Raw genomic sequence first — 23,306 nt, forward strand, 5'->3', positions numbered from 1 at the left:
CGAGTGAAGGAACAATCATGCTTCGGTCCGTCAGCCTCATTGCCATTCTTGTCGCCTCTGCAACCCCTGCGCTCGGCCAACGCGCCGACGAGAATGCCGTGAGAGCTGCCGACGACGCGTTCGGCACCAGCGTCGGCAATGAACGGATCGGCCTCTACACTGTGGTGGACGTGCGCGGCTTCAATCCGATCGTCGCCGGCAACATCCGCATCGACGGGCTGTCCGTCACCGAACATGGCGGCTTCGTCTCCCGCCTGGTGACCGGCTCCACGATCAGGGTCGGCCTGACGGCCCAGAGCTACCCCTTTCCCGCCCCGACGGGGATCGCCGACTTTTCGCTGAGGAGCCCGGGGAACGACGCCGTGTTGAGCCCAATGCTGTCCATCGGGCCGTTCGGAACCCGGCTGGTGGACATCGACGCCCAGCTCCCGATCGTTCGCGACCGGCTGGCCGTGGCCGGCGGCCTGACCTACCGCTACGAGGAGAATTTTCCGGGGGAGACGTCCAAGGCGCTGCAGGGCGGCGGCGTGCTGCGCTGGCGTCCGGACGAGGCAGTCGAGGTCAAGACCTTCTACGGACGCTTCGACACGCGCGACGACAAGGACGTCCCCTTCATCTTCGTCGGCGGACCCTATTTGCCGCCCAGGATCGAGCGCAGCTATTTCGGGCTCGACTGGGCCAGGAGCGACGTCAGCCGCCAGCATTATGGCGGCCTCGGCTCGGTCCGGCTGTCCGGCGGCTGGACCATCCGGGCCGGCCTGTTCCGCTGGGAAACCGTGCAGGAGACCGGCCTTACCGAACTTTACCGCAACGTTCAGCCGGACGGCTCGGCGCAGCGAACGATCGTGGCCCAGCAGGACCAGAGGACCGCCTCGACTTCCGGGGAATTGCGCTCCACCCACACGCATACGGAAGGCACCCGCCAGCACGTCTTCCACCTTTCGGCCCGCGGCCGTGACACCGCCCGATCCTATGGCGGCGCGGACGTGCGCGACCTCGGCCCGGGCGTCATCGGCCGGACGGAGGACGTGCCGGAGCCGGATTTCAGCTTCGGATCCATGTCGCGCGACCGGGTTCGCCAGATCACCGGCGGGATCGGCTATGAATTGCGCTGGCTCGGGGTCGGCGAGCTCAGCCTCGGGCTTCAGACAACCGACTATGAAAAGCGCACGGACATTCCCGGCCGCACGACCCTGACGAGCAAGGACAAGCCGTGGCTCTACAACGGGACCATGGCGCTCCACCTCGCGAACCGCCTGGTCGCTTATGCGGGTTATACGAGGGGCCTGGAGGAGAGCGGGGTGGCGCCGGCCAATGCCGTGAACCGGAACGCGGCGCCGCCCGCGCTCAGGACGAGCCAGCGCGACGCCGGGCTGCGCTGGGCGGTCCTGCCGCGCCTCAGCCTGGTCGCCGGCCTGTTCGACGTGCGCAAGCCCTATTTCAACCTCGATCCGGACCGAATCTATCGGGAGCTCGGCACGGTCCGGCATCGCGGCGTGGAACTTTCGCTCGCCGGACAGCCGGTCGACGGCCTGAGCGTGGTGGTCGGCGCGGTGTTCCTGGACGCCGAAGTCTCCGGCGAGGCGGTGGAATTGGGGATCATCGGCCGGAGGCCGGTGGGGACGGCCGGCAGGATCGTCCGAGCGAATTTCGACTATAGGCTGCCCTTTCTCCAGCCCGTCTCGCTTGATCTCGGCGTCACCAACCAGAGCGGGAAGATCGCCGGCGCGGCCGAGCATGCAGAGCTTGGAGGGCGACAACTCACCACCGATCCGACGACGATCGTCGACCTCGGTGCCCGCTACCGGTTTACGGCGGGAGGCACCCCGGCCACGCTGCGGGCCCGCGTCACGAACGTCTTTAACGTCTATGACTGGAACGTCTTCTCCAACTCCGCCTTCCGTTTCATCGACACGCGCCGCTTCATGCTCAGCCTGACGGCGGACTTCTGACGGAGTGGAGTCCGGGCTCGTCGCCCGGGCGATCCGTCCGGCCGTCCGCGATCACCTTCACATCATCAGCATGATGGCGTTGCCGAAATTGTGGAGGAGGATGGGGAGGAGGAGGCTGCCGGTGCGCAGGCGCAGCCAGACGGCGATGAAGGCGGGGAGGGCGGTGAGCGCCATCGTCAGCGGGTCGAACGCGAAGGCGCCGTCCGAATAGCCGAAGGCGTGGGTCAGGCCGAACAGGACGGACGACAGCAATGCGCCCCAGCCCCAGTCCACCCCCAAAAAGCGCCAGCGGCCGGCGAACGCCTTGTAGAGCGCGAACAGCAGCAGGCCGCGGTAGAACGGCTCTTCCTCCAGCCCCGGCAGGGTGAGCTGGAAGGCGACGTCCTCGCCGCTCGCGGCGCCGCCGTCGAACAGGAGGGCGAGCAGCAGGAAGAAGCCGCAATAGAGCGCCGCCACCGGCAGCGCGGCGACGAGGCTGCCGGGCGCCTGCCGCAGGGTGAGGCCGACGCGGCGCCAGCCGAACGCGGGCAGCGCGGCGATGGCGAGCGTCGCGGCGAGCGCGAGGAGCTTGCCCTGCCAGTTCCAGTCGCCTTCCGGCAGCAGCTGGGGGAGGGTGCCGAAGCCCCGCGTCAGCAGCGCGTCGTTGACCGCCACCAGCGCGGCGGCGGCGAGCAGCCAGCGCGGCGCGAAGCGCTCGCGGTCGGCAAGGCCGATGGCGCCGCCCAGGAGCAGCAGGATGGCGATGGTGGCGGCAAGTCCGATGAGGGCGTTCACGGGCGAGGCTTTCCTGTGGATGACGCCCGCTTTGTGGCGCTTTTCGCCGCCGCGCGCTTCTCAAAAGGCGGCGCGGCGTTGCTCGAAAGCCGGCTTTTCGTCAGGCGCCGCGGGCGGCGCTGCGATATTCGCCGGGCGTGCAATCCTCGAGGTCGCGGAACACGCGGTTGAAGCTCGGCAAAGAGGCGAAGCCGCTGTCGAGCGCGATCGCGATCAGCTTGTCGGAGGACCGCGCCGGATCCGCGAGCAGGCGCCGCGCCTCGGCCATGCGGTGGTGATTGAGGAAGGCGCGGAAATGATCGAAGCCGAGATCGTGGTTGATCAGCCTGCGCACCGCCCGCTCGGGCGCCGCCATGCGCCGGACGAAGGCCGCGAAGCTGAGCTCCGGATCGAGATGGACCCGCTCCACCTCGATCAGCTCCGACAGGCGGCGGCGCAGCGGATCGTCGCGGTCCGGCCCGGTCGGGGCGGCCGGGGCGGGACGTGCGGCGGCGTCGAAGCTGAGCACGTTCGCCCGCGCATGGATGGTGCGGCCGGCGAGCCAGACGGCGAAGCCCAGGATGAAGCCGTTCTGCGCCAGCGCGAAGGGCAAGGGCCGCCAGCCGAAGCCGAAGACCAGATCGACCGTGAGGTCGACCAGCAGCAGGCCGCCGAGCGCCACCGCCACCAGCGCCCGCGCGTCGTAGCGCGCCTCGATGAGGTCGCCTTCGCGCTCGTCATAGAGCCGCCAGACGAGGTTGGCGACGATGCCGAAGCCCATCGCGACGAGCAGCGGCGACAGGCTCGGCAGGTCCTCGCCCGTCGCCCGGTCCGCCGCGGCGAGCGCCAGCCAGGCGAGGCCGGTCGCCAGCACGGCGCCGCGCGGCCGGAAGCGCGGATCGAAGCAGGCGAGGCAGAACCACCACAGGAAGACGACGGCGAATCCGCTGGCGGCGCTCGCGGCCGCGGCCGGCGGGCCGGACAGGCGCAAGGCAGGATCGGGCGTGTTGCCGATGAGGAAGCCCGACACGCAGACCGCGAGCGGGGCGAACAGCAGGCCAGGGAGCCCGATCCGCGCCCGTTCCCGGAACAGCAGCCATGCGAGCAGCAGCAGGACGGCGATGGCGCCGATCCTCACCGCGACGTCGACATGCCCCCAGCTCATCGCCGCCCCTTCCTAGAAATGATGGCCGCTGCGATCGCGCTTGGTGGCGAGGTAGAGGCGGTTGTGCGGGTTGAGGCCGGCCTTCAGCGGCACCCGCTCCGCGACGCGGATCCCCTGCGCCTCCAGCCCCTCCACCTTGCGCGGATTGTTGGTGAGGAGACGCACTTCGTCCTGCGACAGCCGCGCCAGCATGCTCGCCGCCACCGCGAAGTTGCGCTCGTCGTCGCCGAAGCCGAGCCGCAGATTGGCGTCGACCGTATCGTAGCCCTGGTCCTGCAGCGCATAGGCCCGCAGCTTGTTGACGAGGCCGATCGCCCGCCCTTCCTGGCGCAGATAAAGGAGGATGCCCCAGCCTTCGGCCGCGATAGCGGCGAGCGCGGCGTCGAGCTGCGGCCCGCAATCGCATTTGAGCGATCCGAGCACGTCGCCGGTCAGGCACTCGCTGTGCAGCCGGACGAGCGGCGGTCGGCCGGTCGGCGCGCCGATCACGAGCGCGACATGTTCGGCGGCGTCGCCGGACACGCGGAAGGCGACGATCTCCGCCTGTTCGGCCGCCGCGACCGGCAGCCGCGCGCGCGAGGCGATCGACACCTCCGGCGAATCGAGCGCCGCCGCGACGTCGGCCGACGCGATCGCGGTGCCGTCGCCGCGCCCGCCGATGAAGAAGGCGGGGAGGAGCCCCGCCAGCCGGGCGAGCCGCAGCGCGGCCCCGGCCGCATCGGGCGCACCGAGCGGCACCGCCTGGAACGGCCCCTTGAGCGGAGTTTTGAGATCGAGCGCGGGATCGGCGATCGCGGTGGCGCCGGCCAGGTCGTGCCAGGGCGCGCGGGCGATCCGCACCGGCCCGGTCGGAACGCCCTCGATCTGGTTGGCGAGCTTCAGCGTCACCGCGCGGTTGCCGGAGACGAGGATGTCCGCGCTTCCGTCCGCGTCGAAGGCGGCGAGCGCGGCCTCGTCGGCCGTCTCGACGGCGAGGAAGGCGGTGCCGTCGATCTCGACCGGCCAGCCCCGCCGCAGCGCGTCGACCGCGCGGGCGACGTCGCGCCCGCCGTTCACACCGCGAACCCGGTGACCAGCGGCACGTGGTCCGACGGCCGCTCCCAGCCGCGGCACGGCTCGTAGACATGATGGTCGACGGCGGTCAGCGCCACGTCGGGCGTCGCCCACATATGGTCGAGCCGCCGGCCGCGATCGTTGCGGGTCCAGTCGGGCGAGCGGTAGCTCCACCAGGTGAACATGCGGCCGGGCGCCGGCACGAAGGTGCGGCCGAGATCGACCCAGCCGTTGCTGTCCTGGAGCCGGCCGAGCGCCTCCACCTCGACGGGCGTGTGGCTGACGACGTTCAGCAGCTGCTTGTGGCTCCACACGTCGCATTCGAGCGGCGCCACGTTGAAATCGCCCACCATGATGGTCGGGCGGCGGCAGGTCTCCGACCAGCGCGTCATCCGTCCGAGGAAATCGAGCTTCTGCCCGAACTTGGGATTGGCCTCCCGGTCGGGCACGTCGCCGCCGGCCGGAACATAGACGTTCTCGAGCCGGATGCCGCAATCGAGCCGGACGCCGACGTGGCGCGCCTCGCCGTTCGCCTGCCAGTCGTGCCGCTCCTCCTCCTGCAGGGGAATGCGGCTGACGATGGCGACGCCATGATGCATCTGCTGGCCGCAGATGACGATGTGGGTGTAGCCGAGCTTGTGGAAGAAGGCGTGCGGGAAGTCGCTGTCGCGGACCTTGGTTTCCTGCAGGCACAGGATGTCGGGCCGCTCCTCGGTCAGGAAGCGCTCGACGATGGCGGCGCGCGCGCGCACCGAATTGATGTTCCAGGAGGCGATCTTGAGAGTGGCGTTACCGTTGGTCGACATGGCCGGGGCTTAGCTTCAGCGACATCGCCTGTCGATGTTTCAGGCCCTGTCGATATTGCAGGCGGCGCAAAGGAAAGGCCCCCGCTCCGGGGGCGTGGAGCGAGGGCCTACCTAGCGCTTATGACGCGAGGTCAATTGCAGGAGCCGGTCCGGACAACAGGGGGAAAATCCGGATGCGATCCCTCGCAATTGCAGTCTTTCAAATAACGACCCTTTCCTGTCGGGCCGATGAACATTCCCAACTTTCCCGGTTGGCTTCAAAAATTTAGCCGCGCGGACCGCCGCTGCGGCGCGGATCGGTCCAGCGGAAGGCGCTGTCCGCCACCTGGACGTTGAACCGCTGGTTGGACAGGCGGATGGTGGTGCGGTTGTTCTGCGCGTCGACCGTGGTCCACCCGCTCAGCAACAGGCCCGCCGGCGCCGACGGCACCTTGGCGAACGCGATCGAGATCGTGCCGAATTCCGGACGGCGCGGGTCGCGGGCCTCGACCAGCAGCGCCTGGCGGTTCTCTTCGACCACCCGGGCGAAGCGGCCGAGATCCTGGTCGGGGTTGAGGAGGACCGACAGCGGCGAATCGTTGATCGGCCAGCGCGAGACCTGCCGCACGTCATAATCGATCATGTGCAGCGCGCGACCGTCGCCGACGATCAGCATGTTGGTGCCGCGGCCATATTCGAAGCGGATCTTGCCGGGCCGCTTCAGCGTCAGCTGGCCGTTCAGCGACTGGCCGCGCCGGTCGGTTTGGGTGAAATTGGCCGTCATCGTCGAGGTGGCCTTGAGGTGCGCCTGCACCTGGGCGAGGCCGGAGGCCTGCGCCTGGGCCGCGACCGGCATCTGCACCGCCACCGCGGCGAGGGCCACCGGTGCCGCGGCCAAAGCGAGCGCGCGAAAAGCCGTCATGAGACAATCTCCGTAAAATTGATCCGATTTGGCGGGGGACATAGGTGCGCCGCCTTGAATGCGCACTGAACCCTCCGGTTCCCCCGCGTTCAGGTGGGACCGAGGCGGGCGAACCCTCCCTCCGGCGCCGGATCAGATCGGATGGCCTTCCGTGTCGATCAGCACTTCGCGCCGGCCGACATGGTCGGGCGCGGAGACGATGCCGTCTTTCTCCATCCGCTCGATGAGGCGGGCGGCGTTGTTGTAGCCGACCCGGAGCTGGCGCTGGAGCCAGGAGGTGGAGGCCTTCTGCCCTTCCGCCACCGTCTGCACCGCCTTGCGGTAGAGCTGGGTCTCCGGATCGTCGTCGCCGGTCGGCTGGCCCTCGAACATGTAGCCGCCGTCCTCCGGCTCCTCGGTCACCGCCATGATGTAATCGGGCGTGCCCTGGCCGCGCCAATGTTCGGCGACGCGGCGCACCTCGTCGTCGGAGACGAAGGGGCCATGGACGCGGGCGATCTGCTTGCCGCCGGGCATGTAGAGCATGTCGCCCTTGCCGAGCAGCTGCTCGGCGCCCTGCTCGCCGAGGATGGTGCGGCTGTCGATCTTCGACGTGACCGAGAAGGAGATGCGGGTCGGCAGGTTCGCCTTGATGACGCCGGTGATGACGTCGACCGACGGGCGCTGCGTCGCCATGATGAGGTGGATGCCGGCCGCCCGCGCCTTCTGCGCCAGCCGCTGGATCAGGAACTCGACCTCCTTGCCCGCCGTCATCATCAGGTCGGCGAGCTCATCCACCACCACGACGATCTGGGGGAGCACGTCATATTCGAGCTCCTCCATCTCATATTTGGGCTGGCCGGTCTCCGGATCGTAGCCGGTCTGGACGCGGCGGCCGAGCGTCTGGCTCTTCATCCGCGCCTCGCGCACCTTGGCGTTGAAGCTGGACAGCTGCCGCACGCCGATCGACGCCATCATGCGATAGCGCTCCTCCATCTGCTCGACCGTCCATTTCAAGGCGCGGATCGCCTTGGCGGGCTCCGTCACCACCGGGGCGAGCAGATGCGGGATGTCGTCATAGACGCTGAGTTCCAGCATCTTGGGGTCGATCATGATCATTTTGCACTGCTCGGGCGTCAGCCGGTAGAGCAGCGAGAGGATCATGCAGTTGAGGCCGACCGACTTGCCCGAGCCGGTGGTGCCGGCGACGAGCAGGTGGGGCATCGGCGCGAGATCGGCGACGACCGGATCGCCGGCGATGTTCTTGCCCAGGATCAGCGGCAAAGCGGCGACCTGGTCCTCGAACGCCTCGCTTTCCATCAGCTCGCGCAGCGACACCATTTCGCGCTTGGCGTTGGGAAGCTCGATGCCGATCACCGAGCGACCGGGAATGGTCGCGACGCGGGCCGACAGCGCCGACATGTTGCGCGCGATGTCGTCGGCGAGCTGGATGACCCGGCTCGCTTTGATGCCGGAGGCGGGCTCCAGCTCGTACATCGTCACCACCGGGCCGGGCCGAACCTCGACGATCTCGCCCTTCACCGAGAAATCCTCGAGCACCGATTCGAGCAGGCGCGCGTTCCGCTCCAGCGCCGCCTTGTCGATATGGGCGTTGGCGGGCGGCGGCACCGCGTTCAGCAGCTCGACCGAGGGGAGCGCATAGCTGTCGCCGAGCGCGAGCGAGGGCTGCCGCTCGCGCGGGGGGCGGCGCGCCTCGGGCGCCCGGCGCTCCGCGATGACGGTGTTGCGCGGCTCCGGCGGGACGATGACCGGCGCGCGGGCCGGCCGCTCGGCGGGGTCGGGCAGCGGCTCCCCCTCCTCGTCCAGCTCCGCGCCCAAAGCGGCGCGGCGCAGGCGCCGGCTGGCGAGCCATTCGCGTTCCTCCGGCTGGAGACCGAGGCCGAACCAGGCGAGCACCAGGCCCGCCAGCGCCGACAGGCCGATGACGACGATCCGGAACGGCTCGGAAATGCCCGGCTCGCCGATCGCGCCGAGGCCGAGTTCGATCAGGCCGGCGAGCGTCAGTCCGAAGGCGCCGCCCCAGCCCGCCGGCAGGCCATCGACCGCGCCCGCGATCAGCAGCGCGGTCGCGGTGCCGAGGAAGACGGTCGCCGCCAGCATCGTCAGCAGCGCGCGCAGCCAGCGTCCGGCCGGCGCGGCGCGTAGCAGCCTCAGCCCCACGATCACCGCCAGCGGCAGCAGCAGGCCGGCGGCCGGCCCCATCATCGTCAGAAGGAAATCGGCCGCATAGGCGCCGGCGCCGCCCATCCAGTTGCCGACCGGTCCGCCCGCGGCGGTGTTGAGCGAGGGATCGGTGGGGCGATAGCTGACCATCGCCAGCCCCGCTCCCGCCGCGCCGCCGATCAGCACGGTTCCGCAGGCGATCCCCGCGGATCGCTTCGCCGCCCGCTTCAGGGCGTCTCCCCATTCCGCCAGCCGATCGTTCCGACCGGCGCGCGTCGCTGCCGTCGCCATCGCTCGTGCCCCGTATGTTCCGCCCTTAACCTTAATGCGCCCGTCGGGACTCCCCGGTCAAGCGCTTGGCGTTGCACGCCTGCATCGCTAGACGGACAAAATGGAGCGCGCGGACGTCATCATCCTCGGCGGAGGCCTGGTCGGGCTGACGCTCGCCATCGCGCTGGACCGGCATGGCCTCTCCAGCATCGTCGTCGATCCGCAGGATCCGGAGGCGACGCTGAGCGCCGTCTATGACGGCCGCGCGACCGCCGTCTCCTCCTCCTCCTATCGGATGCTCGAGGCGATCGGCGTCGCCGACCGGCTGGAGGGCGCGGGCTGCCCGATCGAATCGATTCGGGTGAGCGACGGGCTGGAGCCGGGCGGCCTCGTCTTCGACGCCCCGCCGGGCGACGATCCGCTCGGCATCATGTTCGAAAACCGGCTGATTCGCCGGGCGCTGCGCGACTGCGCGGTCGCGGCGGACGGGATCAGCCTGGTCATGCCCGCCCACCCGGCGGAGGTGGTGCGGGACGCGAGCGGCGTGCGCGTCGCGACCGAGGACAGCCGGCTGCTCTCGGCGCCGCTGCTGATCGGCGCGGAAGGACGCAACTCGCCGACGCGCGATCTCGCCCGCATCCCGCTCGCGCGCTGGAGCTACGATCATGTCGCGCTGATCGTCACCGTGAACCACGCCCGCGCGCACGAAAATGTCGCCTACGAGATCTTCTATCCGGAAGGCCCGTTCGCGATCCTGCCGATGCTTCCGGGCGACCGGTCCGCGATCGTCTGGTCGGTGCGCGCGGAAGACGCGCCCGCCCTCATCGACCTGCCCGGCCGGGCGCTGACGCACGAGCTGGAAAAGAAGATTGGCGGCTTCCTCGGGCCGCTCGAGATCGCCGGTCCGCGTTCCAGCTACCGGCTCGGCTTCCACCATGCCGTCCAGATCACCGCCGAGCGGCTGGCCCTGGTCGGCGATGCGGCGCACGGCATCCACCCGATCGCCGGCCAGGGCCTCAATCTCGGCTTCCGCGACGTGGCGGCGCTCACCCAGGTGCTGGTCGAAGGCGCGCGGCTCGGGCTCGACCTCGGCGACGCGCAGCTGCTCGATCGCTACCGCCGCTGGCGCAGCCTCGACACCTTCGCCGTCGCCGCCGCCACCGACGCGCTCACCCGCGTCTACGGCGTTCCCGGCCGGCTCGCTTCCCAGGTGCGCCGCTTCGGCATGTCGGCGATCCACCGCCTCGGCCCGGTCAAGGACCGCCTGATGGCCGAAGCCCGCGGCGAAAGCGGCGACCTGCCCCTCCTCCTGCGCGGGCTTACCGTCTAGCTAGACCCGCCGCGCGTCCTCGATCAGCAGGACCGGGACGCCGTCGCGGATCGGATAAGCGAGGCCGGCTTCGTCGGAGACCCATTCATGGCGCTCCGCGTCCAGGCGCAGGGGCGTGCGCGTGGCGGGGCAGACCAGGACGGTGGCCAGATCCTCCGCCGTCACTGCAGCGTCTCCGGGCCGTCGGCGCCGCCCGGCGACATGCGCTGGAACTGGAGGAACTGGACGAGCAGGTCGGCGCGCACCGCGAGGTCGCCGGCTTCGAGCAACGCCTGTTTCGAGGAGATGTCGAGCGGCGCCACCTGGGCGATGCCGTTCACCAGCATCTCGTCGTCGAGGTTGGACACCGCCGTCCAGTCGACCCGGTAGCCGAGCGCGTCGGCATAGCGGCGCGCCTCGCGCTCGATCTCCGCGCGCTGGGCCAGGCCGAGCGGCTCGGGCTCGGTGCCGTCGTCGAAGCCGCTGCGATCGGCGTCGACCTGGCGGTAGAGCGTGTCGACCTCCGCCTCGCGCGCGATGCGGAAGCGCGACAGCCCTTCGAGCACGATGTTGAAGCGCCCGTCGTCGAGCTCATTGCAGGCCGCGATCCGGCCGATGCAGCCGATTTCGAACACCGGCGGCGGGTCGTTGCGGTCGGCGCGCGGCGTGCCCGCCGGGTCGGCGACCACCGGCTTGGGCTGCACCATCGCGATCAGCCGGTCGCTGGCGAGCGCGTCGCGCACCATCGCCCGGTAGCGCGGCTCGAAGATGTGGAGCGGGAGCTGCGCGCGCGGAAACAGCAGCGCCCCGCCCAGCGGGAAGATCGGGACCCGAAGGAGCGCCGCCCGGGTCATCAGGTGAACAGGATGGCGGAAAGGCGCCGCCGCTGCTGGCCGGTCCAGGGGTCTTCCAGCCCGACCACCTCCAGGAACTGGAGCAGGCGCTTGCGCGCCGCGCCCTCGTTCCAGTCGCGGTCGCGCCGCACCGACTCGAGCAGCTGGTCGGCGGCTTCGTCGCGCTCGCCGCGGCTCATCAGCAGCCCGGCCAGCTCGTAGCGCGCCTCATGATCGTCCGGATCGGCGTCGATTCGCCGCTCCAGCGCGGACCGGTCGGCATCGGCGGGGGCGATGTCGGCCAGCGCCAGCGTCGAGCGCGCCCGTGCGATCGCCGGGTCGGCGGCGAGCTTTTCCGGTGCCGCGTCCAGCAGGCCGCGCGCCTCGTCGGCATGGCCGCCGGCCACCAGCGCGCGCGCCAGGCCCGAGACGACCTCGGCATTGTCCGGCGCCATCTCCAGAAGCTGGCGGAAGATCGAGGCGGCGCGCTCGGCGTCGCCGTCGGCCAGCACCTGCTCGCCCATCTCGACGAGCGGCGCGATCTCGGCCTCCAGCTGCTGTTCCTCGCCTTCGACCGGGATCTGCGCCAGGATCTGGTCGAGCGCGCGGGCGAGCTGGCTCTCGGTGCGGGCCGGGGTGAGGTCGGCGACGGGCTGGCCCTGAAAAAAGGCGTAGACGGTCGGGATCGACTGCACCCGGAATTGCGCGGCGATGAACTTGTTCTCGTCGACGTTGATCTTGACGAGCTTCACGCCGCGGGCCGCGTAATCGGCCGCCACCTTTTCCAGCACCGGCGTCAGCTGCTTGCACGGGCCGCACCATTCCGCCCAGAAATCGAGGATGATCAGCGCCGTCCGGCTCGGCTCGATCACATCGCGCCGGAATGTCTCCAGCGCCTCGCGCTCGGCCGCGCTCATACCCAAAGTCGCCACTTCACATTCTCCGCTGTGCCACCTATCTGACGCCCGTCTATGTGGGATCGGCGGCCTGTCTGCCAACCCCGCACGGACGCGCGGCGGAAGGGGGTTGCGGGGCCGAATGGCCCGTGCTAGCTGCGCCGCCTCACCCGGGCCGCTTGCCAGCGGCACCAAACGCCAGAGCGGGCGTAGCTCAGGGGTAGAGCACAACCTTGCCAAGGTTGGGGTCGAGGGTTCGAATCCCTTCGCCCGCTCCAGTTTTCCAGAAATTCAGAGGCACATGCGCGCCGCCCGGCGCGCGACCTGCGCCCTCAGCCGCCGACGAGGTCGCTGAGGTCGGCGGCGACGGGGACGGTGCGGTCGGTGATGGTGCGGCCGGTTTCGTCGCGGACGAGGACGCGCTGTTCGCGGGGCGGGGAATCCTGGCCGCAGGCGGCTTCAACCGCGAGCGCCTGGACGATCTGGTCCTGAGCCGCCCCGCCCAGCTGCATCCACACTGTATTCTCGATCGTCGCCTCGCCATTTTCGTAGACGATGCCGACCCGCGTGCTGAGCTCGCCCAGCGCCTTGCGCACGTCCGCGCAGGCCTGCTCGGGCAGCGGCGCGGCCGCGGTCTCGGCGGTGTTGAAGGTCGGCGTCTCGCCGCAGGCGGCGAGCAGGCCCACAGCGGCGAGCGCCAGGACGGAGGTTTTGGTCATGACGATGTCCCGTGAATTCGGCGGCTGGCGGAGACGGAGGGATTCGAACCCTCGGTAGGAGTAATCCCCCTACGGCGGTTTAGCAAACCGCTGGTTTCAGCCACTCACCCACGTCTCCGGAAAAGCGCTGCGGCACTGGCATATAGAGGCCGCCCGCGCGTCAATCAATCCGCCCGCTTGGCAAATCCGGCCAGGTGCAGCCGTTCAGATAAAGCCCGACTTTCCTGAACGTCCCCCTACAGGCCGGTTCAGTACGAGGTCATGGCCCCTCCTGTAAAAGGGGAACATGGCCGGAAACGTCCGGCGACCAGGAAAAGGAGGCACCAGATGAAAGCTTTGATGAAGCTGACCACCGGCGCCGCCGCAGCCGCTCTCCTGTCCGCGGCCGCCGCGAGCCCGGCCCAGGCACAATATTACGAGCGCGACCGCGGCGTCAGCGCGGGCGAGATCATCGCCGGCGTGGCGGCGGTGGCCGGCGTCGTCGCCATCGCGTCGGCCGCCAGCCGCGACCGTTACGGCCATGGCTATGGCTATGACCGCTACGGCTACGATCGCGGCTTCGAACGGCATGCGGTGAACGCCTGCCAATATGAGGCCGACCGGCGCTACGCCCGCCGCGGCGACGTGCGCTTCCACGTCAGCGACGTGCAGCGCTTCCGCGACCGGGTTCGCGTGCTCGGCGCGGTCGACGTGCGCGACTATCGCCGCAATGTCGGCTGGGACCGTCGCGGCGTCGCGCAGCGGGTCGCGGTGACCTGCGAAGTGCGCACCAACGGCCGCATCGCCAGCTTCCGCACCCACAATTATCGCTGGTAACGGCGTTCGGGCGGGCCACAGCCCTGTGGCCCGCCCGCAACAATCTCCCCTCAATCTTCCTACCGGGGAAACCGCAGGTCCGCGTCGGCGTTGAACGACATCTGAGCACAACCAGCGCGGCTTTCCCATGTCCGAACTCGAATTGCTGAAGGAAGAAGCGGCGCGCTGCCGCCGGCTCGCGGCCGCGGTGACGGACAAGCGGGTCGAGGAAACGCTGATCCAGATGGCGGTCGAATGCGAGCGCCGCGTCGACGGCATCGAGCGCAACCTCACCCTCACCCTTCGCGCCACCACCGACATCCAGATCCAGGCTTGACGCCGCGCCGCCTGCGCGCCGACACATGACGGCGTGCGCCTCGCGGCGCGCCTGTCTCCTTAACAAGAAGCGCAACCACCGGGGGGTTTCGACATGGGAGAGTTCAAGGCCTTCATCGCGCGCGGCAACGTGCTCGACCTCGCCGTCGCCGTCATCATCGGCGCCGCGTTCGCCACCATCGTCTCGTCGCTGACCGACGACGTGCTGATGCCGGTGATCGGTGCCATCTTCGGCGGCCTCGATTTCTCGAACTATTTCATCCGCCTGGGTCCGATCCCCGAAGCCTATGCGGGATCGCTCGACAATTATGCGGCGCTGAAGGAAGCGGGCGTACCGATGCTAGGCTACGGCCAGTTCATCACGGCGGTGGTCAATTTCCTGATCCTCGCCTTCATCATCTTCCAGTTCGTCCGCATGGCCGCCCGACTCAGCCGGAGGAAGGAGGAAGAGGCGGGCGCCCCGCCGGCCCCGACCGACGAGCTGCTGGTCCTGCGCGAGATCCGCGACGAACTGAAGCGCCGCTGAGGACACGAAAAAGCGGGGCGCCTGGATACAGGGCGCCCCGCCGTTACACACGCATCGATAGGGAAGAGGGCCTTAGCGGCAGCGGGCCCGGCCGCGCTCGACCTCGCGGCCGATGAGGGCGCCCGCCGCGCCGCCGATGATCGCGCCCATCGTGCGGTCGCCGCGGCCGGCCACTTCGCGGCCGATCAGGGCGCCGGCGGCGCCGCCGATCAGAAGGCCGGTCGTGCCGTTCGGGCGACGGCAGTAGATGCGGCCGTCGCGCCCGCGCCAGGTCGGGCCGTTATAGTAGCCGCGCTGGTCGTAATAGCTGGCGTAGCGCTGCGCCTCCGCCGGGGCCGGCAGCGCCAGCGTGGCCGGGATCGCCATCGTGGCCGCCGCGGCGGCGAGGGTGATGTTACGCATGACTTGCAACTCCGTCTTTGTCGAAACTCACCCCTAAAACGATCGCCGCCGCGGCAATGTTGCATGAACATAAAACAACGATCGGCTCATGCGCGGGCAAGCTGGACGTGGGCACGCCCAGCCCGTAGAGGCGGCGCGGGATTTTTCCGGAAAGGCGCGACTTGGCGAACGTAACCGTGATCGGCGGCCAGTGGGGCGACGAGGGCAAGGGCAAGATCGTCGACTGGCTGGCCAGCCGGGCCGATGTCGTCGCCCGCTTCCAGGGCGGCCACAATGCCGGCCACACTTTGGTCGTGGGCGACCAGATCTACAAATTGTCGCTGCTCCCCTCCGGCATCGTGCGCGGCACCCTGTCGGTAATCGGCAACGGCGTGGTGCTCGACCCGTGGGCGCTCCGCACCGAGGTCGGAAAGCTCAGGGAACAGGGCGTCGCCGTCACCCCCGACACGCTCCAGATCGCCGACACCTGCCCGCTCATCCTTCCTTTCCACCGCGATCTCGACGCGCTGCGCGAAGATGCGTCGGGCCAGGGCAAGATCGGCACCACCCGCCGCGGCATCGGCCCGGCCTATGAGGACAAGGTCGGCCGCCGCGCGATCCGGGTCTGCGACCTCGCCCATCTCGGCGATCTCGGCCCGCAGCTCGATCGCCTCTGCGCCCATCACGACGCGCTGCGCGCCGGCTTCGGCGAGCCGCCGATCGACCGCGCGCGGCTGGAGCGGGACCTCGGCGAAATCGCCGACTTCGTCCTGCAGTTCGCCCGCCCGGTGTGGATGACGCTGAACGCGGCCCGCGCCGAAGGCCGCCGCATCCTGTTCGAAGGCGCGCAGGGCGTGCTGCTCGACGTCGATCACGGCACCTACCCGTTCGTCACCTCGTCCAACACCATCGCCGGAACGGCCGCGGGCGGCACCGGCCTCGGCCCCTCGGCGGCGGGCTTCGTGCTCGGCATCGTCAAGGCCTACACCACCCGTGTCGGCTCCGGCCCGTTCCCGACCGAGCTGGACGACGAAATCGGCCAGCGGCTCGGCGAGCGCGGGCGCGAGTTCGGCACGGTGACGGGGCGCAAGCGCCGCTGCGGCTGGTTCGACGCGGTGCTGGTGCGCCAGTCCTGCGCGGTTTCCGGCGTCACCGGCATCGCGCTCACCAAGCTGGACGTGCTCGACGGGCTCGACGAGATCCGCATCTGCACCGGCTATCGGCTCGGCGACCGCGTCCTCGGTCACCTGCCCGCCCATGCCGCCGACCAGGCGGCGGTGGAGCCGATCTACGAGACGATCGACGGCTGGTCCGAGTCCACCGCCGGCGCCCGCAGCTGGGCCCAGCTCCCCGCCCAGGCGATCAAGTACATCCGGCGCGTGGAGGAACTCATCGCATGTCCGGTCGCTTTGGTTTCAACCAGTCCGGAGCGGGAAGACACGATTCTCGTGCGCGATCCCTTCGCCGGCTGATCCAATTGCTATAAAGGCGTAACGATTATGACGTCTCGTGAAGCCACCAGCCTGCTCTCGCGCACCCATGCCGCGGAGGAATGGCTGCGCGACCAGTGGGGGGTGAGGGATTGGGCGACCCTGCTCGCCTTCGGCGCGCTCAACGCCCCCTGGCTCGCCAAGAGCCTCTACGGCGGCAGCAAGGCCTCGAAGCGGGCGCTGCTCGCCGGCCTCGACCTTCCGCAGGACGCCCTCCCCAATCTCGGCAGCTGGAAGGCCGATACCGGGCTGCTGCAGCTCGTCGCCGACCATATCCTCGCCGAACGGCCGGAGACGGTGGTCGAATTCGGCACCGGCGCCTCGACCCTGATCGTCGCCAAGGCGCTGAAGCTGGCCGGCGGGCCGCGCACCTTCATCAGCATCGAGCAGCATGAGGAATTCGCCCAGAAGACCCGCGAGTGGCTGGCCGAACACGGGTTGGAGGCGGATCTGCGCGCCGTGCCGCTGCGTCCCTCGCCGGGCGGCTGGCCGGGCCTGTGGTACGACCACGAACCGCTGCCCGACCGCATCGACTTCATGCTGGTCGACGGGCCGCCCTGGTCGATCCACCCCTTCACCCGCGGCGCCGCCGCCACCCTGTTCGGCCGCATCCCGGTCGGCGGCGTGGTGATGCTCGACGACGCCGCCCGCCCCGGGGAACGCGTGGTGGCGCGGCGCTGGAAGAAGATGTGGCCGAACTTCGATTTCGTGCTCGACAAGCGCGGCGTCAAAGGCACCCTGATCGGCAGGCGGGTGAGGTAGATCCAATTCCTCCCCTGAGCGAAGACTCAGGGGAGGGGGACCGCCGCCGAAGGCGGTGGTGGAGGGGCCATGGGGCGGTTGTTCTTGCGCCGCGGCCTTCCAGAGGCGTTTTACCCCTCCACCACGCGCTTGCGGCGCGCGGCCCCCTCCCCGTACCGGGGAGGAGTTTTAGAGCGTCGGCCGCTTCTCGAAGCCGGCGGGAGCCGGGCCATGCGCCGCTTCGCTCTCGATCCCCGTGACCTCCGCCGCGGGCGGGCCTTCGCGGCAGAGCGCTACCAGCCGATCCAGCGCCTCGATTGGGCCGAACGCCTCCGCCTCGACGCTGCCGTCGCTCCGGTTGCGTACCCAGCCGGCGAGGCCGAGGTCGCGGGCGGCGTTCACCATCCAGTTGCGGTAGAACACGCCCTGGACCCGTCCCCGGATCCGCAGCCGCCGACCAGGCTCAGACGTCATCGGCCGATTCGAACTCCTCGACATCGATGTCGCCCGTCATCCGCGCCACCGCGACCGACACCGCGCCGTCGCCGGTGATGTTGGTGGCGGTGCGCATCATGTCCATGATCCGGTCGACGCCGGCGACGAAGGCGATGGTCTCGAGCGGCACGCCGACGCTGGTGAAGACGAGGCCCATCATGATGAGCCCCGCGCCCGGTATGCCGGCCGCGCCGATCGCGCCCAGCGTGGCGGTGATGGCGATCATCACATAATCGCCGAAGGTCAGCGTCACGCCAAAGATCTGCGCGCCGAACAAGGTGGCGAGGCCCAGATACATGGCCGTGCCGTTCATGTTGATGGTCGCGCCCAGCGACACGACGAAGCTCGACACCGACTTGGAGACGCCGAGGTTGCGCTGGACGCAGCGCAGGGTCACCGGCAGCGTCGCCGAGGACGAGGCGGTCGAATAAGCGACCGCCATCGCGTCCGCCATGCCGCGGAAGAAATCGATCAGCGGCAGGCGCGCGACCAGCCGCACCAGCCCGCCATAGATGACCGCGATGATGATGAGGCAGCCCAGATAATTGAGCGCGACGAGGCTCGCGAGCGGGATCAGCCCTTCATAACCGAACGTGCCGGCGACCCAGGCCATCAGCGCGAACACGCCGAACGGGGTGAGTTCCATCACCAGCATCGTCATCTTCTGCATGACCAGCGCCGCCGCATCGACGCCGCGCGCGACCGGCGCCGCGTCCTTGCCCGCCATCAGGATGCCGATGCCGAACAGCAAGGCGAAAACGATCAGCGGCAGGACGTCGCCCTGCGCCATCGTCTGAACCGGGTTGGACGGGATCATCGCCAGGATCATCTCGGTGACGGAGGTTTCCGCCGGCTCGGGAATGGTGGCGCCTTCGGGAAGTTCGAACGTCCGTCCCGCGCCCGGCGTCACCAGCGTGCCCAGCGTCAGCCCTAGCGTCACCGACGCGAAGCCGGTGATGACGAACAGCAGGAGGGCCCGGCCGCCGACCGTCCCGAGCTTCCGGAGGTCGCCGATGGCGGCGACGCCGGCGACCAGCGAGAAGAGGATGAGCGGCACCACCAGCATCCGGATCGCGCGGATGAAGAAGTCGCCGATCCATTTGATCTGCTCGGCGCCCTCCCCCCACAGGAGGCCGGTGATCACGCCCAGGATCAGCGCGCCGATCACCCTCTGCCACAACGGAATCCGGAACCAGGCTCTCACCACGCGCACATCCTCCCTATGCCCGCTCGGGCGGCGGGTGTGCGAGGATCAGTAAAGCACGGACAAGGCGATGCAAGTGGCGAGGCCGACGATGAGGTTCATCGGCACGCCCACCTTCACGAAGTCCAGGAAGCGGTAGTTGCCGGCCGCATAGACCATGGTGTTGGTCTGGTAGCCGATCGGGGTGGCGAAGCTCGCCGACGCGGCGAACATGACGGCGATGACGAGCGGGCGGGGATCGATGCCGAGATCGACGCCCAAAGCGATGACGAGCGGCGTCATGATCACCGCCACCGCATTGTTGGTGACGACTTCGGTGAGGATGCTGGACACCACGTAGATGGTAAACAGCAGGATGAGGGGCGACATGCCGCCCAGCCAGGGCGAGATGCCGCTGATGATGAGCTGCACGCTCCCCGCCCGGTCGAGCGCCACGCCGACCGCCAGCATCGCGAAGATGAGGACGAGGACGTTGCCGTCGATCGACCGCCAGGCTTCCTCGGTGTCGATGCAGCGCGTGACGAGGATGATGCCGACCGCGAGGATCGCCGCGACGCCGATGCCGACGAGGTCGAGCGCGCTCAGCGTCACCACCGCCGCGAGCGCCAGCGCCGCGATCGGCGCCTTGCCGCGACGGAACGCCTGGGCGCGGGTCTGGCCGACGCCGATCAGATGGGGATTCTCGTACATCCGCCGGATCGCCTCTTCCGAGCCGGTGACGAGCAGCCGGTCGGCCGGGCGGATGCGGCTGTTGGGAAGATCCGGGCCGGGCAGGTGGTTGTGGCGGTTGACGCCCAGGATCCGCACCGGAAGCCGGTTGAGGAACGGGATTTCGGCGAGCCGCCGGCCAAGGCTCGGATGGCTCGGCGCCACCGTCGCCTCGACGACCGCTTCGCTGTCCGGCGCCGCATCGCCGACGATGGCGAGCCCGGCCTGAAAACGGCGGGAGTTGCGCAGCGTCAGCAGCTCCTGCAGCCCCGCCCGGACCACCAGCCGGTCGCCGGCCGCGATCGCCTCCTCGCCCACCTCGCCGCGGATCATCTCCGCGTCGCGCTTGATCGCGATCACGCTCACCTGGCGCAGCGCGGCGAGCGACTTGATCGTGCGGCCGACCGCCTCGCTGTCTTCGGGCACGTACAATTCGGTGAGGAAGGCGGCGTCCTCGCCGCTGTGGAACAGCTCGTCCGGCTCGCCTTCCGGCAGCAGCCAGCGGCCGAGCAGCAGCAGGGCCGCCGTCCCCGCCGCCGCGGCGACCAGGCCGTAGACGGTGATCTCGAAGATGCCGAAGCGGGCGAGGCCCTGCTCGCTCGCCACGCCGTCGACCAGCAGGTTGGTGGACGTGCCGATCAGCGTCGTCGTGCCGCCCATGATCGCGAAGAAGCTCAAGGGGATGAGCAGCTTCTTCACCGAAAAACCGGTCGCCGCCGCGAGCCGCGCGATGATCGGGATCATCACGATCACGATCGGGGTGTTGTTCATGAAGGCGGAGGCGACGAACACGCCGACCATCAGTTCGGCGGTGGCGAGGCGGGGATGCTTGCGGGCGCGCGCGACCACGAAGTTCGCCGCCGCCTCCAGCGTGCCGGTGCGGATGAGCGCGCCCGACAGCACGAACATCGCCGCGATGGTGATCGGCGCATGATTGGAAAAGACGCCGAACAGGCTCGCCGAATCCAGGATGCCGAGCGCGAGGAAGGTGCAGGCGCCGGTGATCGCGACCACCGTCGCCGGGACCCGTTCGGTGACGAAGGCGGTCAGCATCAGGCCCAGGATGACGAGCCCGATCACCGCCTGGTTGGCGGCGATGAACGCCTGGATCGCCGTCATCACGCGTCGCGCCCCCTGGAGCCGGTCGCGCGCAGCAAAGCAGCTTTTCCGGCCCGGCGGAAGCGGCGCGGGCGGTTTTCGACGGGCAATCGGCTCACGGACGCTCCAGCCAGACGGCCTGCCCAGATCGGTGCCCGGCCCACCGCCGCACGACGCGCCGGCCCCGCCTTCGTTCCGCCGGCACCAGAAGGCGCCGCATCACGCAAGCGAGGATGAAGAATGAAGAAATGGTCGGGGAGAGAGGATTCGAACCTCCGGCCCCTGCCTCCCGAAGACAGTGCTCTACCAGGCTGAGCTACTCCCCGACCGGGTGTCTGGCCAAGGCCAGCCGGAAGACAGGTTGGGCGTCTATAGGTAGGCGATCGGCGGAGCGCAAGCGTCCTCCGCACGGTCGCGGCGACTATTTTCGGGCGGCGGCCGGTGCCCTAGCCGCCGCGCGCGGCCAGCATGTCGGCGATGGAGGTGAACTTCTCGCGCGGGCTGCCGGCCCGGGCGCGGCCGGCTTCCGCCGCCTCGATCTTCTGCCAGTCGCGGAAGGTGACGATGTCGACGCCGCGGCTTTCGAGAAGCCGGTCGAGCCCCGGCCGTCCCGCTTTCCCGCTCGCGCCGCCGCCGAGATCGGCCGCGATCCGTTCGGCGACCTCATAGCCGTCGGGACGGTTGGTGCCGATCGTGCCGGTGGGCCCACGCCGCGCCCAGCCGACGCAGTAGAGCCCGTCGCCGATCGCCCCGTCCGTGTTGCGGAAGCGGCCGAGCCGGTCGTCATAGGGCACCCCTTCAATCGGCGGGGTGGAATAGCCGATGCAGCTCACCACCAGGCCGCAGGATATGTCCTGCGTCTCGCCGGTGGGCACGGCTCGCCGCGCCTCGTCCAGCCGGGTCTTTTCGACACGGATGCGCTCGACCCGGTCGTCCCCCTCGATCGCGACCGGCATGGCGAAGAAGCGGAAGTGGATGGACTTGCGCTTGCCCAGACCCGCGCCCGCGCCGCCGGCGAAATCGCGCAGATGCGCCACCGACTTGCGCAGCCCGGGCTCCAGCGCCGCATCGTCGGCCGCCGGCGGGAGATCGGCCGGATCGACCCGCGGCATCGCGTCGGCGAGGTGGCCGAGCTCGCCCAGTTCCTTCGGCGTCATCGCGATCTGGTGCGGGCCGCGGCGGCCAAGGATGTGGATGTCGCGCACCGCCGAATTGCCGAGCGCCTCGAAGGCATGGGCGACGATGTCGGAGCCGACGAATTCGACCGGCGTCTTGGCCAGGATGCGTGCGACGTCGAGCGCGACATTGCCGTTGCCGATTACCGCCGCCCCTTCCACGCCGAGCGGCGGATCGAGATCGGCGAAATCGGGATGGCCGTTATACCAGCCGACGAAGGCGGCCGATCCCACCACGCCCGGCAGGTCGCTTCCCGGGATGCCGAGCGGGCGGTCGTTCGGCGCGCCGGTGGCGAGGATCACGGCGTCGTAAAGGTCGAGCAGCTCGGCCACCGACACGTCGCGGCCGACGGCGACGTTGCCGACGAAGCGCACATCGTCGGTCAGCGCGACCTTTTCGTAGCGGCGATAGACCGCCTTGATCGATTGATGGTCGGGCGCGACCCCGGACCGGATCAGGCCGTAAGGCACCGGCAGCCGGTCGATCACGTCGATCCGGACCGCGCCGCCGAACGATTTCTGAAGCGCTTCGGCGCTGTAATAGCCGGCCGGTCCCGAGCCGATCACCGCCACGTGCCGCATGCGCGCTCCTCCGCCTGTCCGCCGGGCAGCGTAGCGTCGCCACGGGCGCTGGCAAGGGCGCGCGGGTCAGCGTCGGTTCATTGCGGGAAGGCTATGTCCGGGCGCATGATGAAGAAAGCTCTCCTGACCCTCGGCGCCGCCCTCGTCGCCGCAGGCGGCATCTCCGCGGCGGGCGCCGCGCCGGCGCGGGACGCGCCGCGGGAAGCCCGCATTCCGTTCGTCAACCATGGCGGCATCCGCGATTTTGTGCCGGCCGGGCGCGACGTCGTCTATCTGCAGGACCGTAGCCGGCAATGGTATCGCGCCGAGCTGATGGGGCCGTGCCTCGGCCTGCCCTTCGCCCGCGCGATCGGCGTCGAGACCTGGGGCGCGTCGAGCTTCGACCGGTTCGGCATGCTGATCGTCGAAGGGCAGCGTTGCCCGGTCCAGTCGCTGGTCAGGACGGAACGGCCGAGCCGCGCCTGAGCCCTCCACCACCTCCCGGCCAGGGAGGCGTTGGGAATCAGGCGCGTTTGTCTTCGAGCAGTTCGCCGCCCTTGCGGCGGAGCAGCGCTTCGACGGGGCCGGCGAACATGCCGAGCATGCCGGGCAGCAGCACTTCGAGGCGCACGATCGCCTCGAACACCTCGATGCGCGCTGACACGGTCTGCCCCATCGCATCGACTTCGAGGTCGAGCCGGTCGCCGATCCAGTTGGCGCGCACCTGGGCGCCGCCGGGCACATGGTCCTTGAGGCTGCCGAGCCCGTTCTGCATGCGGCGGCGCGCCTCGGCCGCGCCCAGGCTGTGCGGAAGATCGACGATGACGGGCTTGCTCATGGCAGGGGCTTAGCGGCTGTCGCGGGCCTCGGCCAAGCCTTTTCAACGATCTGGGCGGCCGGAGCGCGGCCGTTTACCATCTTCCGCAACGCCATGCTTACCGCGTCCCTCCTAGGTTCGGCCTCCGCAACCGGATCG

The 23,306-nt window shown here is 69.6% G+C and carries 24 protein-coding genes and 3 tRNA genes; 9 read left to right on the forward strand and 18 right to left on the reverse strand.

What is annotated here, in order from left to right; all coding sequences use genetic code 11:
• The first annotated feature begins 17 nt into the window (after positions 1 to 17).
• Complete coding sequence (locus ACK4K7_RS04575) at positions 18 to 1,952, forward strand: TonB-dependent siderophore receptor (protein ID WP_431864043.1); 1,935 nt, start codon at positions 18 to 20, stop codon at positions 1,950 to 1,952.
• Positions 1,953 to 2,009: 57 nt separating this feature from the next.
• Here the strand turns inward: ACK4K7_RS04575 and ACK4K7_RS04580 are convergent, their stop codons facing one another.
• From ACK4K7_RS04580 to ACK4K7_RS04605, 6 genes are all read right to left on the reverse strand, one after another.
• Entirely contained in the window at positions 2,010 to 2,726 is a 717-nt protein-coding gene (locus ACK4K7_RS04580; RefSeq protein WP_431864045.1) for a CPBP family intramembrane glutamic endopeptidase, BDIM_20840 family, read from the reverse strand.
• Positions 2,727 to 2,826: 100 nt separating this feature from the next.
• Positions 2,827 to 3,870 carry a helix-turn-helix domain-containing protein gene (locus ACK4K7_RS04585; RefSeq protein ID WP_431864046.1) on the reverse strand — a complete coding sequence of 348 codons (1,044 nt, stop codon included), beginning with the start codon at positions 3,868 to 3,870 and terminating at the stop codon, positions 2,827 to 2,829.
• A 12-nt stretch (positions 3,871 to 3,882) separates the two neighbouring features.
• Positions 3,883 to 4,926, reverse strand: a complete 1,044-nt coding sequence (ribA, locus tag ACK4K7_RS04590; protein WP_431864047.1) for a GTP cyclohydrolase II — start codon at positions 4,924 to 4,926, stop codon at positions 3,883 to 3,885.
• The gene (locus ACK4K7_RS04595; protein ID WP_431864048.1) at positions 4,923 to 5,729 is read right to left on the reverse strand and encodes an exodeoxyribonuclease III; all 807 of its coding nucleotides are present in this window, start codon (positions 5,727 to 5,729) and stop codon (positions 4,923 to 4,925) included. The genes ribA and ACK4K7_RS04595 overlap by 4 nt, the downstream gene beginning before the upstream one ends.
• Before the next feature lie 265 nt (positions 5,730 to 5,994).
• Positions 5,995 to 6,630: a LolA family protein gene (locus ACK4K7_RS04600; RefSeq protein ID WP_431864049.1), complete on the reverse strand. Its 636-nt coding sequence runs from the start codon at positions 6,628 to 6,630 to the stop codon at positions 5,995 to 5,997.
• A 132-nt stretch (positions 6,631 to 6,762) separates the two neighbouring features.
• Positions 6,763 to 9,084 carry a DNA translocase FtsK gene (locus tag ACK4K7_RS04605; protein ID WP_431864050.1) on the reverse strand — a complete coding sequence of 774 codons (2,322 nt, stop codon included), beginning with the start codon at positions 9,082 to 9,084 and terminating at the stop codon, positions 6,763 to 6,765.
• Between the two features lie 100 nt (positions 9,085 to 9,184).
• Between ACK4K7_RS04605 and ACK4K7_RS04610 the strand changes: the two genes are divergently transcribed.
• The gene (locus tag ACK4K7_RS04610; protein ID WP_431864051.1) at positions 9,185 to 10,393 is read left to right on the forward strand and encodes an FAD-dependent monooxygenase; all 1,209 of its coding nucleotides are present in this window, start codon (positions 9,185 to 9,187) and stop codon (positions 10,391 to 10,393) included.
• Here the strand turns inward: ACK4K7_RS04610 and ACK4K7_RS04615 are convergent, their stop codons facing one another.
• From ACK4K7_RS04615 to ACK4K7_RS04625, 3 genes are read right to left on the reverse strand one after another with little or no spacing between them, the layout of a single operon-like run.
• Positions 10,394 to 10,558, reverse strand: coding sequence for a Trm112 family protein (locus ACK4K7_RS04615; protein WP_431864053.1), 165 nt, complete (start codon positions 10,556 to 10,558; stop codon positions 10,394 to 10,396).
• Complete coding sequence (locus ACK4K7_RS04620; protein ID WP_431864054.1) at positions 10,555 to 11,226, reverse strand: LON peptidase substrate-binding domain-containing protein; 672 nt, start codon at positions 11,224 to 11,226, stop codon at positions 10,555 to 10,557. Before ACK4K7_RS04620 ends, ACK4K7_RS04615 begins: the two co-directional genes overlap by 4 nt.
• Positions 11,226 to 12,137: a tetratricopeptide repeat protein gene (locus ACK4K7_RS04625; protein ID WP_431864055.1), complete on the reverse strand. Its 912-nt coding sequence runs from the start codon at positions 12,135 to 12,137 to the stop codon at positions 11,226 to 11,228. The genes ACK4K7_RS04620 and ACK4K7_RS04625 overlap by 1 nt, the downstream gene beginning before the upstream one ends.
• Before the next feature lie 167 nt (positions 12,138 to 12,304).
• On the opposite strand from ACK4K7_RS04625, the gene ACK4K7_RS04630 reads away from it, so the two are divergent.
• Positions 12,305 to 12,379: transfer RNA gene (locus ACK4K7_RS04630), tRNA-Gly, on the forward strand.
• 54 nt (positions 12,380 to 12,433) lie between these two features.
• On the opposite strand, the gene ACK4K7_RS04635 is transcribed toward ACK4K7_RS04630, so the two are convergent.
• Positions 12,434 to 12,820 carry a hypothetical protein gene (locus ACK4K7_RS04635; RefSeq protein ID WP_431864057.1) on the reverse strand — a complete coding sequence of 129 codons (387 nt, stop codon included), beginning with the start codon at positions 12,818 to 12,820 and terminating at the stop codon, positions 12,434 to 12,436.
• A 25-nt stretch (positions 12,821 to 12,845) separates the two neighbouring features.
• Positions 12,846 to 12,938 (reverse strand) — tRNA-Ser (locus ACK4K7_RS04640).
• Positions 12,939 to 13,147: 209 nt separating this feature from the next.
• On the opposite strand from ACK4K7_RS04640, the gene ACK4K7_RS04645 reads away from it, so the two are divergent.
• From ACK4K7_RS04645 to mscL, 3 genes are all read left to right on the forward strand, one after another.
• Positions 13,148 to 13,636 carry a hypothetical protein gene (locus ACK4K7_RS04645; protein ID WP_431864058.1) on the forward strand — a complete coding sequence of 163 codons (489 nt, stop codon included), beginning with the start codon at positions 13,148 to 13,150 and terminating at the stop codon, positions 13,634 to 13,636.
• A gap of 127 nt (positions 13,637 to 13,763) precedes the next feature.
• Entirely contained in the window at positions 13,764 to 13,952 is a 189-nt protein-coding gene (locus tag ACK4K7_RS04650; RefSeq protein WP_431864059.1) for a hypothetical protein, read from the forward strand.
• Between the two features lie 93 nt (positions 13,953 to 14,045).
• The gene (gene mscL / locus ACK4K7_RS04655) at positions 14,046 to 14,477 is read left to right on the forward strand and encodes a large conductance mechanosensitive channel protein MscL (protein ID WP_431864060.1); all 432 of its coding nucleotides are present in this window, start codon (positions 14,046 to 14,048) and stop codon (positions 14,475 to 14,477) included.
• A 72-nt stretch (positions 14,478 to 14,549) separates the two neighbouring features.
• On the opposite strand, the gene ACK4K7_RS04660 is transcribed toward mscL, so the two are convergent.
• Positions 14,550 to 14,879 (reverse strand): glycine zipper 2TM domain-containing protein, encoded by a 330-nt coding sequence (locus ACK4K7_RS04660; RefSeq protein ID WP_431864061.1) that lies wholly within the window; start codon positions 14,877 to 14,879, stop codon positions 14,550 to 14,552.
• A 161-nt stretch (positions 14,880 to 15,040) separates the two neighbouring features.
• Here ACK4K7_RS04660 and ACK4K7_RS04665 point away from each other — a divergent pair, with 161 nt between their 5' ends.
• Positions 15,041 to 16,330 (forward strand): adenylosuccinate synthase, encoded by a 1,290-nt coding sequence (locus tag ACK4K7_RS04665; RefSeq protein WP_431864062.1) that lies wholly within the window; start codon positions 15,041 to 15,043, stop codon positions 16,328 to 16,330.
• A gap of 27 nt (positions 16,331 to 16,357) precedes the next feature.
• Entirely contained in the window at positions 16,358 to 17,110 is a 753-nt protein-coding gene (locus tag ACK4K7_RS04670) for a class I SAM-dependent methyltransferase (RefSeq protein WP_431864063.1), read from the forward strand.
• A gap of 168 nt (positions 17,111 to 17,278) precedes the next feature.
• Here the strand turns inward: ACK4K7_RS04670 and ACK4K7_RS04675 are convergent, their stop codons facing one another.
• The 5 genes from ACK4K7_RS04675 to ACK4K7_RS04695 form a co-directional block, all read right to left on the reverse strand.
• The gene (locus ACK4K7_RS04675; RefSeq protein ID WP_431864064.1) at positions 17,279 to 17,563 is read right to left on the reverse strand and encodes an acylphosphatase; all 285 of its coding nucleotides are present in this window, start codon (positions 17,561 to 17,563) and stop codon (positions 17,279 to 17,281) included.
• Complete coding sequence (locus ACK4K7_RS04680) at positions 17,553 to 18,791, reverse strand: dicarboxylate/amino acid:cation symporter (RefSeq protein WP_431864065.1); 1,239 nt, start codon at positions 18,789 to 18,791, stop codon at positions 17,553 to 17,555. Before ACK4K7_RS04680 ends, ACK4K7_RS04675 begins: the two co-directional genes overlap by 11 nt.
• 45 nt (positions 18,792 to 18,836) lie before the next feature.
• Entirely contained in the window at positions 18,837 to 20,615 is a 1,779-nt protein-coding gene (locus ACK4K7_RS04685) for an SLC13 family permease (protein WP_431864099.1), read from the reverse strand.
• 228 nt (positions 20,616 to 20,843) lie between these two features.
• Positions 20,844 to 20,920 (reverse strand) — tRNA-Pro (locus ACK4K7_RS04690).
• Positions 20,921 to 21,040: 120 nt separating this feature from the next.
• Positions 21,041 to 22,351 (reverse strand): FAD-dependent oxidoreductase, encoded by a 1,311-nt coding sequence (locus ACK4K7_RS04695; RefSeq protein ID WP_431864066.1) that lies wholly within the window; start codon positions 22,349 to 22,351, stop codon positions 21,041 to 21,043.
• 105 nt (positions 22,352 to 22,456) lie between these two features.
• On the opposite strand from ACK4K7_RS04695, the gene ACK4K7_RS04700 reads away from it, so the two are divergent.
• A complete protein-coding gene (locus ACK4K7_RS04700; RefSeq protein ID WP_431864067.1) occupies positions 22,457 to 22,816 on the forward strand; it encodes a DUF6491 family protein in 360 nt (119 codons plus the stop codon).
• Positions 22,817 to 22,853: 37 nt separating this feature from the next.
• On the opposite strand, the gene ACK4K7_RS04705 is transcribed toward ACK4K7_RS04700, so the two are convergent.
• A complete protein-coding gene (locus ACK4K7_RS04705) occupies positions 22,854 to 23,168 on the reverse strand; it encodes a polyhydroxyalkanoic acid system family protein (RefSeq protein ID WP_431864068.1) in 315 nt (104 codons plus the stop codon).
• Positions 23,169 to 23,306: the final 138 nt, after the last annotated feature.

It is taken from the genome of Allosphingosinicella sp. (genome assembly GCF_046295735.1).
Lineage (GTDB): Bacteria > Pseudomonadota > Alphaproteobacteria > Sphingomonadales > Sphingomonadaceae > Allosphingosinicella.